The sequence below is a fragment of the Nonomuraea sp. bgisy101 genome (genome assembly GCF_057708945.1).
Map to the genome: position 1 here is coordinate 1 of NZ_JBYITD010000080.1, position 11,484 is coordinate 11,484.

The window sequence follows — 11,484 nt, forward strand, 5'->3', positions numbered from 1 at the left end:
CGAGCAGACCACCGGGTCGGCGATCCGGACCCCCGACACCGAAGGGCTGGAGGCCGCCACCATGCGGCGGATCGCCGCCGAGATCGGCGCCGGCGCGATGTCCCTCTACCGGTACGTCCCGAGCCGCGACAACCTGGTCGAGCTCATGGCCGACCGGTTGACGGGCGAGATCGACGTCACGGGCATGCCCTCGGGCGACTGGCGCGCCGACCTGACCCGCTACGCCGACGGGCTGCGGGCCATGTGGCTGAGGCACCCGTGGATCGCCACCGTGCAGCGGTCACTGCCCAGCCTCGGCCCCAACCAGCTGCTCTTGATCGAACGGCTGATGGGAGTGCTCGACGCCTTCGTCTCCATCGACGAGAACCTCGGCCTCATGGCCGTGCTGAACGGCTACATCGAGGGCACCGTCCGCGAGGAGATCAGCTCGGCCAAGGAATTCCGTCGCAGCGGGCTCAGCGAGTCGGAGTGGATGGCGCGGAGCTACCCGTACGTCGACCGGCTGGTGAAGAGCGGGGAGTACCCGATCTTCACCAAGATCGTGATGGAGGCGCGCCAGCCGCACCTGAGCCGCGACGACCAGTTCAGGTACGGGCTCCAGCGCGTCCTCGACTGCATCGCCGCGGCCCTCCCGTCAACGGCCGAGCCTGCGGCAGAGGTCATCTGGCGCGACCGCCCCCAGGAAGCGCAGCCCGACCGGCCCACCGCCCCTTGTGACGAAACCCACGTCACGGCGGCCGATCGTGACGAAAGTCTGGACGATCTCACACGGCCCCCCGGCTGCACTGTGTGCGGCAAGGCCATCCCCGAAACCGCCACCGGACGGCCCCGCCAATACTGCTCACGGGCATGCCGACAAAGCGCCTACCGCACTCGAAGAAAGGCTTGATCTCCCAGGCCAGGCTGTGCCTGGCGGAGGGCTGCGTGATGGCAGACGTCCCGCCTGCTCGCCGACGAGAGTCCGTTCCTCGGCGTCACGGACCCACCTCGTCGCGGGACGAGCCTCCACTCTCTCTCCTGCCGACACGGGAAGGCCTCCCGCCGCATGGCGGGAGGCCCAGCGTGGATTGATCACACATGGATCACGTGGCCTCGTCGAGGCCACCCCGCAACCGGGACTTCTCGGTCGGATGTTCGTCATGCCTGTATACAGCGGGCATGACGACGAACGAGAAACCCGTGCTCGTTGTGCGGTTGAGGGGGAGGTCGCACTTGATCCGGCGCTCGACCTCGGCCCTGCTGATCCCGAGCCCCTGCGCGATCAGCAGCTCCGGGCGGACGGGCACGGGATCGAGGAAACTGACGTCTACCCGGTACGGCCAAGCCGCCTCGACGGCCGATGACTCCAGCTGCCACGCGCCACGCCACTCGAGGGTGAACCGGTTGCGCCGTGCGACCGCGGGGTCCAGGAGCGCGTGAGCGACGAGCGTCTGATCGTTGTTCTCGAAGGCGCAGAGCCTGGCCGGATCCAGCGATCGGACCGGCACCCGCTCATGGACTGTGATCTTCGAGGTCCGATCACAGCGGACACAACGGACGAGCAGCCACACATCAAGCAGCTTGCCGTTGGCGTTGATCCGGAACCTGCCCTCGCCGACAGTGGCCGCCTTCGCCTGGCAGTCCAGGCAACGCATGGCGAGCAGCGGCAGCCGAGTCCTGCGCACGGTCCAGGGCAGCACGAAATGATCTCTATGGGATGGTGAAGACATGATCTCTCTAAGACCTGACACAAAACGCTGAGCAGCCAGGGCGACTCAGTGATTCGGAGCAGCCCGGCGAGACCGACCACGAGGTCGGTGAGCAAGCACAGAAGAAGATGTCAGGCAGCGAGAGCAGGCGGCGTCACGCGACAGTCCCCACGACGAATCCGATAGTGCTGCCGCACATTATTGGTTCATCAGCCGGCGCCACAAGCGAATTTGTCTCCTGCCGATCAGCGGCGACAGGGATGGCCGCGCGACGGCGCCGGCCGGGGCGGTGTCGGCGGAGCGGGCGGCGGCCATCGACCGGATGCCGGCACCGGTGCCGTAGGCGTAGATGACCAGGCGCATCCGCTCCAGCACGTCCCGCGGGTCCAGGTCGATGCGGACGCCGACAGGCTGAGCGCGTTCAGGCACCGGCAGGACAGCCTTGCTCGGCCCGTTGACCGGCCCTAACTGATCCGCTGCAGAGCTTTCTCGCGGCGTGCGGCCACGCCGGGCCAGCGGGTCGAGCCCGGCGGTGGGCTCGTCGAGGAACACCAGCTCGGGCCTGCCCACCAGGCCGATCGCCACGTCCAGTCGGCGCCGCTGCCCTCCGGAGAGCATCCTCATCTTCTTGTCCGCCTGCTCGGTCAGGCCGACCGCGGCGATGAGCCGCTCGGCGTCCCACGGCCTGCTGATTGCCTTGGTGGAGTACGCGCGGTAGTACAGCCCCAGATGCTCCAGCAGCTCGCGCACTCGCCACTTGCCGTGGTCGCGCCAGGACTGCAGGACGATGCCCACCCTGGCCCGCCACTCGTGCCCGCGCCGTTCGGCCCGAGCAGGACGCCGGCGGCGGAGGCGACCGCGTCCGCGGTGAAGCTGGCGATCGAGAACCTGCTGTTCTTGCGCGCCATGGACGCACATCTGCTGGACTCGTCGATGCTGCCGCGTGAGCGGCGCCGGTTCCTGGCCACGGTGGGCTGCCGTTCAACGGTGCAGGCGCTTCAGCGGCGCGGCGAGCGCCGGTTCCCGATCCTGCTGGCGGTGGTCGCCCAGTCGGCGGTGGACCAACTGGACGAGGTCATCGCGCTGTTTGACCAGGCGGTCCTCAAGGTGGGCAACCGCGCAGAGCAGTCACGCGCCCGCGCCGGACTGGATCAGGCGAGCAACCGGTCGACCAACCCGTCGAGGTAGTCAGGGGTGAGCGGGCCCGCGCCGAACAGGACGCGCATGTAGATCGGCGCCAGGAGATGGTCCAGCACCCCCAGCGCGTCGGGCGGGTCCTCGCCGCGGTCGCGGGCGCGGTCGAGCATGGCCTGCAACTGCCTGGCGCGGTCGGCCAGGAACTCGTCGCGCGCCTGAAGGCCCTGCTGACCCTCGCCTGACAGCGCGATGCTCAGCCGCACCACCGCCAGGCCGTCGGGTCCGGTGACCTCGCGGGCCACGTTGGCGGCGTAGGTGCGCAGGTCGCCGACCAGGCTCCCGGTGTCAGGCATCGGCGCCTGCGCGTTGAGCCGGGTCAGCAGCACATCGCTGAGCAGGGCTTCGAGGTTGCCCCACCGGCGGTAGAGGCTGGTGTCGGCCACGCCCGCGCGGGCCGCGACCTCGCCGACGGTGAAGTTCCCGTAGCCGCGCTCGCTGACCAGGTCGGTAACGGCCTGGTGCACCGCCGCGCGGACCCGGGCGCTGCGCCCGCCGGGCCGCCTGGCCCGCCCCTGCTCATCCATGCCCCCACCTTAACGCAGTCGAGACTTGCGTTAGAGTCTCCCTTAATGCAGTCATTAACTGCTTTTAGGAGGGATTTGCGTGAAAGCGTTGCTCGCTCTGACCTGCGCAGGTCAGTTCATGGTGCTGCTCGACAACACGATCGTCGGCGCCGCCCTGCCCGACATGCAGCAGCGACTCCACACCGGGCTGACCGGCCTGCAGTGGATCGTCGACGCCTACGTGCTGCTGGTGGCCATGCTGCTGCTGTCGGGCGGCGTCTTCGCCGACCGGTTCGGCCGCAGGCGGGTGTTCCTGGCCGGGGTGGTGGTGTTCACGGCCGCGTCGGTGGTGTGCTCGCTCGCGCCCTCGATCGGCTGGCTGATCGCCGGGCGGGTGCTGCAGGGCGTCGGGGCCGCGGCGCTGAGCCCCGCCTCGCTAGCGCTGCTCGCCGCCGCGTATCCCGCCCCGAGGGAGCGCGTCAGAGCGATCGGGTTGTGGGCCGGGCTCAGCGGCATCGGCCTGGCCGCCGGACCGCTGGCGGGCGGGATCCTGGTGGAGGCCTTCGGCTGGCCCGCCATCTTCCTGGTCAACGTGCCCATCGGGGCGGTCCTGCTGCTGGCCGGGCTGCGCGTGCTGGGGGAGTCCCGCAACCCGAGCGCACCGCCGATCGACGTCCCCGGCACGGTCCTGTCCGTCGCGGGCGTGGGCGCTGTGACCTACGGCCTGATCGAGGGCGGTTCCCGAGGCTGGACCTCGCCGGTGATCCTGGGCAGCTTCGCCGCCGGGCTGGTGCTCCTGGCCGCGTTCGTCGTGGTCGAGGGTCGTGTGTCGACGCCGATGCTGCCGCTCCGGCTGTTCCGTCAGCGGCTGTTCACGGTGTCCAACACGGCGATGGTCGTGGTCGGGTTCGCGCTGATGGGGTCGTCGTTCTTCTTCTCCCAGTTCTTCGTCTACGTCCAGGGCACTTCGATCCTGGTCGCCGGGCTGCGGACCCTGCCCGTCTCGCTGGCCATGGTGATCGTCAGCCCGTACGCGGGCCGGTTCGCGGCCAGGTACGGCTTCCGCGTCGTCGTCGGCATCGGCCTGGCGCTGGCCGGGCTGGGGCTGCTGGCACTGGGCCTCGTCCACGCCGATACCGGCTTCGGCAACGTGTGGTGGCGGCTGGCGGTCGTCGGCATCGGGTTCGCTCTCACCATGTCGCCGCTGACCGGGGCCGCCATCCAGGCGGTCAGCCCGCAGGAGGGCGGCCTCGCCTCGGGCGTCAGCAGCACCACCCGGCAGATCGGCGCGGTGCTCGGCGTGGCGGTGCTCGGGGCGATCGTCCACACGCGGGAGTCCGGCGGCGCCTCCTTCGAGTCCGGCCTCAACAGCGCCTTCCTCGCGGCGGGTGCCGTGACGCTGGCCTGCGCCGTATTCACCGGCCTGTGGCTGACCACGGCCCGGACGCCGAGAGACGTCCGGGCCGAACAGTCAGGAGGCCAAACAGTCAGTGAGCCGCCGCTGACAGCTCCTCCCAGTCGGCCCACGTCCTGAGCCGCTCGGCGTAGGCCCGCTGGGTCATCCGCAGCCCTTCGGTGCCGAAGAACACCCGCAGCGACGGGTCGTCGGAGTCTGCCACCTCGAGCAGCGCCCCGGCCCGCCGCGGCCCGGACGCCGAGGCCTTCCGTGCCCGCTATCCGCTATCGCCGTACCGCGTATCTTCGGGTCGCTCAGGTCGAGGTCGTGGCCCTTGAGATGGCCGTTCAACCCCTCTGTCATGGCACGAGCAGCTTTGAGCACCCCCGCCCAGGCGGGGCTGAGACAGGTCACGTCCTGGCGGAACTTGTCGAGGTGCCCGAGGTCGGCGGGGTGCGGGGTGATGGTGTGCGGGCGACAGATCTTCGGCGGTACGCCGGTCTCGTGGTCGGGTGTCGGGGTCAGGGTTGAGGCGTCAACGACGCGCAGAGCCTCAGGGACCGATCGGGGTGATGCCTGATGGGCGATGACGGACCTCTTCCGGCACGCTGCTGATCATGAGTGATCATGCGGTCGTCCTTGAGGGAGTGACCAGGACATATGGGAAAGGTGCTACCGAGGTGGCGGCGCTCGGCCAGGTCAGTGTCGGGTTCCCGCGCGGCAGCTTCACGGCCGTGATGGGCCCGTCGGGATCGGGGAAGAGCACACTGCTGCAGTGCGCGTCGGGGCTGGACCGGCCGGATTCGGGCGCGGTTCGCATCGCCGGGCAGGACATCACCCGTCTGGGGGAGAAGGAACTGGCGGTGCTGCGCCGCGACCGGATCGGCGTCATCTTCCAGGCCTTCAACCTGGTGCCGTCGCTGACCGCCTGGCAGAACGTGATCCTTCCCAGCAGGCTGGCCAGACGGCGGCCCGACCCGTCACGCGTGCGGGAGTTGCTGCACCGGGTCGGGCTGGCCGGGCGGGAGGGGCATCGCCCTGGGCAGCTGTCCGGTGGCCAGCAGCAGCGGGTGGCGATCGCCCGCGCCCTGCTGGGCAGGCCGGAGGTGCTGTTCGCCGACGAGCCGACGGGGGCGCTGGACCGCCGCACCGGGCAGGAGGTGCTGGCGTTGCTGCGGGAGGCGGTCGATGAATTCGGCCAGACGGTGGTGATGGTCACGCACGATCCGGAGGCGGCGGCGCGGGCCGACAGCGTGCTGTTCCTGACCGACGGGCGGATCGTCGACGTCCTGGACAAGCCCTCGGCCGACCAGATCGGCACGCGGCTGGGCGGCCGCCGGTGACAGTCGTACTCGCCTGGAACAACGTCCGGACCAATCGGATGGGCTTTGCCGCCTCGTTCGCGGCGGTGCTCCTGGCTGTGATGCTGGTGGGCGGCAGCGGCATGGTGGTCGCCGGCGCCGGAGCGCGCGACGAGCTGAACGGCGTCATGGGGTTGCTGGTGCTGTCGGCCGCGGTGTCGGGGTTCGTGTCGGTCTTCGTGGTCGCGGGCATGCTGAGCCTGCACGTGCTGCGCCAGCGCAGGACCTGGGCGCTGCTGCGGTCGATCGGCATGACGCCGCGGCAGGTGAGCCGGCTCATCACGGCGGAGGCGCTGGTGGTGGCCGTGCTGGCGAGCGCGGCGGGCTGCGTGCTGGCCGTCCCGTACGCCACGGCGATGGCGGCGTTCATGCGGATGACCGGGTTGGCGCCGACGGGCGTCCCGGTGAAGGTCACGATGGGGCCGTTCATCCTGGCGCTGGTGGTCGGGTTGGCGGTGACGCTGCTGGCGGCCCGGGCCGCGGCACGCAAGGCGGTAGGCGTGGGGCCGCTGGAGGTGCTGCGGGAGAGCGCGGCGCAGCGGCGGCTGCTGCCCTGGCCCAGGGCAGTCTCCGGAGGGGTGGCGCTGGCCGGGGGGTTCGTGCTGTTGTTCCTGGTGCCACAGGTGAACGCGACGGCCGCGGTGCCGACCGGGCTGGGGGCGACGATGGCGCTCTGCGTGGGCGCATCCGCGCTGGGCCCCGTCGCGCTGCGAGGGATGGGCTGGCTGCTCGGAGCCGCAGCGGCCCGGCTCGACCCAGGCGCCGGGATGCTGGCCAGGTCCTCGCTGGTCACCCAGCCGCGCCGGGCGATGGCGGCCGCGTCCCCGGTGATGCTGACCGTCGCGCTCGCCTGCACCTTCTTGTTCGCCGTGGCGACTACCGACGCGGCGACGGGCGTCACCCGCACAGGGCCGTCGGCGTGGGCGGCCCCGATGCTGGTGGGATCGGCGGTGGCCTACACCGTGATCTCGGTGCTCAACGCGACGGCCATGACGATGGCCGAGCGGACCGAGGAGATCCGGCTGCTGCGCACCTTGGGGACCAAGCCGCAGCAGCTCACCAGGATGGTGTGCTGGGAGACGTTGACCGTGACGTGCGCCGGGACGCTGCTCGGAACAGGCATCGCCGCCGCGTCGCTCACCGCGCTCGGCAAGGCCGCAACCGGCCAGCCGTGGTTCGCCTACTCCGTGCCACAGTACGCAGGGCTGGTGCTGGTCTGCGCGATGAGTGGCCTGGCCGGAGCACTGGCCTCCACGCGGAAGGCACGGCATGGGTCGCTTCGGCCCGATGACTGACCTCGAAGGCGTGATGCCGTCATGGTGGGGCGCGGATGAGTCCGGTTCCGGCTAGGCAGCCGTGTCTGCCGACATGAGATCCCCAATCCTGCAACCGATGGTTGCACGTCAGGGGCGCCGAGTCTAAAGTGCAACTAATGGTTGCTGATCGGAGGAGGGGCTCATGGAGTACGGCACCATCGCGCGCGAGATCCACATCGACGCCGCCCCCGAGGTGGTCTACGAGGTCATCACGAAGCCTGAGCACATCGCGCAATGGTGGGGCTTTGACGCGTCGTTCCCGGCAGTGTCGGGCGGTGCCGGGCGGATGACCAAGCAGCGGCGGGACGGGATCGGCACGCTCGTCGTGCCGATCCACGTCGTCGAGGCGGACGCGCCGCGACGGTTCGTCTTCCGCTGGGTTCATCCACAGGACCGGCCGGCGACCTCGCAGAACTCGTTGCTCGTGACGTTCGAGCTGGTGCCTGCCGACCGGGGGACGCTGTTGCGCTTGACCGAGGCTGGCTTCCGGGAGATCGGCTGGGAGGCCGCACAGCTCGAGGCGCATTACCGCAGTCACTGTGCCGGCTGGGACCAGCACCTGCCGAACCTGGCGGCGTACGCGGCGGGCTTGGTGCGGGCGTGACCCCGACGATCGACGACGGGCTGTGGGCGGCCATCGGCGACCCGACCCGGCGTCGCCTGCTGGACCTGCTGCTCGTCGACGGCTCCGGCACGGCGACGAGTCTTAGTGGCCTCCTGCCGGTGACGCGCCAAGCGGTCGCAAAGCACCTTGGTGTCCTGGAGCGCGTCGAACTGGTCGTGCCCCGCAAGGACGGCCGCGAGGTGCATTACGTCGTCAACGAAGCGCAGTTCGCCCGCGCCGTCGAGCAACTGGCCTCGGTCGGCGCGGCATGGGACGCACGCCTGCGTCGCATCAAGACGATCGCCGAGTCGATCCAGGCACTGCGACCGAAAACCGAGTAGCCCGATCACCACGAGTGAAACGGGGCGGAATGAAAGGAGCCGATCCAATGACGAACACCGAACCATCCCCCGGAACGCACGCCAAGGCCAACGGGGACTACCAGAAGACGATCCATGTGCGGGCACACCCTGACAAACTGTTCGACGCCCTCACGACCCCCTCCGGCCTGGCCGCCTGGTGGACAGACGTCATGGGATCTGGCGACACTGGCGGCGAACTCCGGTTCTCCTTCGATCCTCCCGAACCGTGCGTGATGCATGTCGATCAGGCGACGCGGCCGTTTTCGGTGCAATGGACCGTCGCCTCCTGCGGCTTTCTCCCCGACTGGGTTGGCACGCGTCCGACCTTCACCATCACCCCGGTCGGTGGCGGCGCGTCCGAACTCCGGTTCCGCCACCAGGGCCTGACCCAGGAGCTGGAGTGCATCGAGCTGTGCACGCGCGGCTGGGATCACTTCCTCGAGAGCTTGCGTCAGTACGTCGAGGCCGGCCGTGGGATGCCGTTCGGCGGCAGCGCGGACAACGCCCGCCGCCTGCAGGAGCGTGCATGATCGTGCCAAAGGTCATCTTTGGGAACCATTCGGCGCTTCGAGTGCGCCGGACAGAACGGGACAGAATCCGGCAGTTTTACCGCGACGTCCTGGGCTGCGAACTCGCCAGGGAGTTGGACGACAAGGACGACTTTCGAATGGGAGGCGGCTTCCATATTTCGTTTCTCTACGGAAGCGGCGACGGGCAGGAGGCGGACAAAGGTGTGACCTACGCTGCGGAGCACGCCCTGAGCGATGACGACTTCTTGAAGGCGATCTTCCTGGAGTTGAAGGCGGAAGACGTCGAGGAGATGCGGCAGGAAATCGTCGACTTCGGCGTCAAGGTACTCGAGGTGCCTGATCCGCACCTGTACTTTCAAGCTCCAGGAGGACAAGTGTTCCGGCTGGTTGGCACCACCGAGGACCTCTCCATGTATGAGGGTCACCGGTAGGAGTCTTCCCGCCGGTGCCCCCGCACCCACCTGCGTCAGAGAGGGTGTCAGGGACGCGTCGAGGTGGAAACGCCGCTCCAGGCGAACGTGACCCGGGTGGGCTCGCCGCGAGCCTTCTGCGCAGGTCGGGGTCGGTGGCCGGCGACGCCGGGGTCACGCGGTCCGCCCAGCGGCAAGGTAGCGGCGCAGCGAGGTCTTGGGGATGCCGGTCTTGGCGGCGATCTGGCTGAGGGAGTCCCCTTGGGCCTTCAGCAACCGCGCGTACTCGATCTTGTCTTCGGGGTGGCCGATCGGGCGGCCGATCTGTCGTCCGGCGGCTTCGGCGACGGTGCGGGCGTGGGCGGCGCGTTCGGCGGTGAAGGTGCTTTCCATCTCGGCGAACAGGGCCAGGAGGAGGAAGGCGATGCGGCCCATACCCTCGTCGGCGGTGTTGATGGGCAGCGGGTCGACCAGCGACCGGACGCCGACGCCCCGCTCGGACAACTCGTGCACGAGGTTGAGGACCTCGCGCAGGTTGCGGCCGATCCGGTCGAGGGCCGAGATCAGGCGCTGAAGAGACGAGTCTGAAAAGACTCCTCGCTCAGTGTGGTGCGAAGCGGTTCGCAGGCCTGTTCCAGCCATTCCATCCGGCGGTGGCCACGGCGCGGGCGGCCGGCTCCGGAGTGTCGCCGACCGGCGGATCGACGGTCAGACGGATCAGTCTGCGACCCAGGGGAAGCGATTGCGGTGAGCATGCCAGCAGGGTCCGGATGAGGGCGGGCGCTCAGTCGGACCGCGGCGTCGACGATCGCTTTACGGGTGCGGCGGCGCTGCGCTTCGCGTCCGCCGCGACGGACTGGATCGTCACTGGTCATCGCGCCCTTGCGCTGGTCGGTCGGGTTGGCCGGCGAGCGTCTTGACGGCCGCTCGCGGCATGAGTATACCTTGGTGCAGTAATTGCACGCCAGTGCAGTAAATGCACGTTTGTGCGCTACGCTGCGAGGGCTGCACTGGAAACCCGCCGCGAAGGAGAACCCCATGAAGAACTCGGAACAGACCTCGGTGTTGATCACCGGAGGCAACAAAGGACTCGGTCTTGAGGCGGCCCGGCGGCTCGGCGAAGAGGGTTGGACGATCTTCCTCGGCTCGCGTGACGAAGGTCGAGGACGGGCGGCTGCCGACAAGCTGGCCGACGGTGGCGCCAACGTGGTCATGGTCCCGCTGGACGTGACCTCGGACGAGTCGGTGACCGACGCCGTACGGCTCGTCCGGGAACACACCGACCGGCTGGACGTGCTGATCAACAACGCCGGCGCGCCGGGAAGGGGTGTTGCGCCCGCAGACGCGACGGTCGACGAGATCCATTCCGTCTACGACACCAACGTGTACGGACCGATCAGGGTCACGCACGCGTTCCTTCCCTTGCTGCAGGCGGCAGACCATCCGCGGGTCGTGATGGTGTCCAGCGCGGTCGGTTCCTTCACGGTCGTGACCGATCCAGAGCAGCCCTCCTCGAAATTCCACGAGCTCGCCTACAGCTCGTCGAAAGCGGCGCTGAACATGATCACCGTCCGGTACGCCCAGGCGCTCCCGGAGATCAAGTTCAACATCGCCACTCCCGGGGAAGTCGCCAACCGCAAGTTCGCCGCCACTGACATGAACCATCACACCGGCGAGCTGACGGTCACCGAGGGCACCGACTCGATCCTCAGGCTCGCGATGATCGACGCCGACGGGCCGACCGGGATCTTCGTCGATCGCCTTGGCCCTGTTGCCTGGTGACCGCCCCGCCGTCAACCCGCCGTCGCGGGGCGGGCGGTTCACCGATGAGGGGAAGATCGGCGAAGCCGGCAGCGGTCAGGGCCACTTTGCATGACGCTCTGCCGCATGGCTGGGATTCGGGGCGCCGAAGTACGACACGCGTTCATCCGCGGCCCTTTGAACAACGGCCGTGCGCCGGGCGGTGTCCCGGGTGGGTCAGATCGAACGGCTGCGAACGAAAACGAACCTTGCTGTGGATGCACGCTTGAATGCCTTCGGCAGCCAGGTGCCGGCCACGAAGGAGAAGGGGCGAGATATGAGCGACCATGCCACCGACGAGGCGACCGAGACTTTCC

At 69.1% G+C, this 11,484-nt stretch carries 14 protein-coding genes and 1 pseudogene; 10 read left to right on the forward strand and 5 right to left on the reverse strand.

Going from position 1 to position 11,484, the window contains the following annotated elements; all coding sequences use genetic code 11:
- Positions 1-889: TetR/AcrR family transcriptional regulator C-terminal domain-containing protein (locus AC3EO4_RS54915; protein WP_431904704.1), on the forward strand; the 889-nt coding region annotated here is incomplete at its 5' end.
- 193 nt (positions 890-1,082) lie between these two features.
- On the opposite strand, the gene AC3EO4_RS54920 is transcribed toward AC3EO4_RS54915, so the two are convergent.
- Together AC3EO4_RS54920 and AC3EO4_RS54925 are read right to left on the reverse strand one after the other, a co-directional pair.
- The gene (locus AC3EO4_RS54920; RefSeq protein WP_431904707.1) at positions 1,083-1,679 is read right to left on the reverse strand and encodes a DUF1062 domain-containing protein; all 597 of its coding nucleotides are present in this window, start codon (positions 1,677-1,679) and stop codon (positions 1,083-1,085) included.
- 513 nt (positions 1,680-2,192) lie between these two features.
- Positions 2,193-2,498 (reverse strand): annotated as a pseudogene (locus tag AC3EO4_RS54925) (ATP-binding cassette domain-containing protein); the annotation flags it as partial.
- A 57-nt stretch (positions 2,499-2,555) separates the two neighbouring features.
- Here AC3EO4_RS54925 and AC3EO4_RS54930 point away from each other — a divergent pair.
- A complete protein-coding gene (locus AC3EO4_RS54930; RefSeq protein ID WP_379570461.1) occupies positions 2,556-2,876 on the forward strand; it encodes a hypothetical protein in 321 nt (106 codons plus the stop codon).
- Here AC3EO4_RS54930 and AC3EO4_RS54935 read toward each other — a convergent pair.
- Positions 2,840-3,409 carry a TetR/AcrR family transcriptional regulator gene (locus AC3EO4_RS54935; RefSeq protein ID WP_379570463.1) on the reverse strand — a complete coding sequence of 190 codons (570 nt, stop codon included), beginning with the start codon at positions 3,407-3,409 and terminating at the stop codon, positions 2,840-2,842. The genes AC3EO4_RS54930 and AC3EO4_RS54935 overlap by 37 nt on opposite strands.
- 79 nt (positions 3,410-3,488) lie before the next feature.
- On the opposite strand from AC3EO4_RS54935, the gene AC3EO4_RS54940 reads away from it, so the two are divergent.
- Entirely contained in the window at positions 3,489-4,922 is a 1,434-nt protein-coding gene (locus AC3EO4_RS54940; protein ID WP_431904710.1) for a DHA2 family efflux MFS transporter permease subunit, read from the forward strand.
- Here AC3EO4_RS54940 and AC3EO4_RS54945 read toward each other — a convergent pair.
- Positions 4,876-5,007, reverse strand: a complete 132-nt coding sequence (locus AC3EO4_RS54945) for a hypothetical protein (RefSeq protein ID WP_431904712.1) — start codon at positions 5,005-5,007, stop codon at positions 4,876-4,878. The two genes, AC3EO4_RS54940 and AC3EO4_RS54945, sit on opposite strands and share 47 nt — an antisense overlap.
- A gap of 394 nt (positions 5,008-5,401) precedes the next feature.
- Here AC3EO4_RS54945 and AC3EO4_RS54950 point away from each other — a divergent pair, with 394 nt between their 5' ends.
- The 6 genes from AC3EO4_RS54950 (at position 5,402) to AC3EO4_RS54975 (ending at position 9,388) form a co-directional block, all read left to right on the forward strand.
- Positions 5,402-6,127: an ABC transporter ATP-binding protein gene (locus AC3EO4_RS54950; RefSeq protein WP_431904715.1), complete on the forward strand. Its 726-nt coding sequence runs from the start codon at positions 5,402-5,404 to the stop codon at positions 6,125-6,127.
- A complete protein-coding gene (locus AC3EO4_RS54955; protein ID WP_431904718.1) occupies positions 6,124-7,440 on the forward strand; it encodes an FtsX-like permease family protein in 1,317 nt (438 codons plus the stop codon). The genes AC3EO4_RS54950 and AC3EO4_RS54955 overlap by 4 nt, the downstream gene beginning before the upstream one ends.
- A gap of 163 nt (positions 7,441-7,603) precedes the next feature.
- Positions 7,604-8,065 (forward strand): SRPBCC family protein, encoded by a 462-nt coding sequence (locus tag AC3EO4_RS54960; protein ID WP_431904721.1) that lies wholly within the window; start codon positions 7,604-7,606, stop codon positions 8,063-8,065.
- Positions 8,062-8,406 carry an ArsR/SmtB family transcription factor gene (locus AC3EO4_RS54965; RefSeq protein ID WP_379570475.1) on the forward strand — a complete coding sequence of 115 codons (345 nt, stop codon included), beginning with the start codon at positions 8,062-8,064 and terminating at the stop codon, positions 8,404-8,406. The genes AC3EO4_RS54960 and AC3EO4_RS54965 overlap by 4 nt, the downstream gene beginning before the upstream one ends.
- A gap of 47 nt (positions 8,407-8,453) precedes the next feature.
- Positions 8,454-8,957, forward strand: a complete 504-nt coding sequence (locus tag AC3EO4_RS54970) for an SRPBCC family protein (protein WP_431904724.1) — start codon at positions 8,454-8,456, stop codon at positions 8,955-8,957.
- Positions 8,954-9,388 carry a VOC family protein gene (locus tag AC3EO4_RS54975; protein WP_431904727.1) on the forward strand — a complete coding sequence of 145 codons (435 nt, stop codon included), beginning with the start codon at positions 8,954-8,956 and terminating at the stop codon, positions 9,386-9,388. The genes AC3EO4_RS54970 and AC3EO4_RS54975 overlap by 4 nt, the downstream gene beginning before the upstream one ends.
- Positions 9,389-9,541: 153 nt before the next feature.
- Here the strand turns inward: AC3EO4_RS54975 and AC3EO4_RS54980 are convergent, their stop codons facing one another.
- Positions 9,542-10,009 (reverse strand): recombinase family protein, encoded by a 468-nt coding sequence (locus AC3EO4_RS54980; RefSeq protein ID WP_431904729.1) that lies wholly within the window; start codon positions 10,007-10,009, stop codon positions 9,542-9,544.
- A gap of 315 nt (positions 10,010-10,324) precedes the next feature.
- On the opposite strand from AC3EO4_RS54980, the gene AC3EO4_RS54985 reads away from it, so the two are divergent.
- Complete coding sequence (locus tag AC3EO4_RS54985; protein WP_431904732.1) at positions 10,325-11,149, forward strand: SDR family oxidoreductase; 825 nt, start codon at positions 10,325-10,327, stop codon at positions 11,147-11,149.
- Positions 11,150-11,484: the final 335 nt, after the last annotated feature.

Excerpts from the sequence above, each read along its gene's own strand:
- AC3EO4_RS54975 (WP_431904727.1), top strand. The coding sequence starts at position 8,954 with ATGATCGTGCCAAAGGTCATCTTTGGGAACCATTCGGCGCTTCGAGTG.
- AC3EO4_RS54950 (WP_431904715.1), top strand. The coding sequence starts at position 5,402 with ATGAGTGATCATGCGGTCGTCCTTGAGGGAGTGACCAGGACATATGGG.
- AC3EO4_RS54960 (WP_431904721.1), top strand. The coding sequence starts at position 7,604 with ATGGAGTACGGCACCATCGCGCGCGAGATCCACATCGACGCCGCCCCC.
- AC3EO4_RS54935 (WP_379570463.1), bottom strand. The coding sequence starts at position 3,409 with ATGGATGAGCAGGGGCGGGCCAGGCGGCCCGGCGGGCGCAGCGCCCGG.
- AC3EO4_RS54970 (WP_431904724.1), top strand. The coding sequence starts at position 8,454 with ATGACGAACACCGAACCATCCCCCGGAACGCACGCCAAGGCCAACGGG.
- AC3EO4_RS54980 (WP_431904729.1), bottom strand. The coding sequence starts at position 10,009 with ATGGCTGGAACAGGCCTGCGAACCGCTTCGCACCACACTGAGCGAGGA.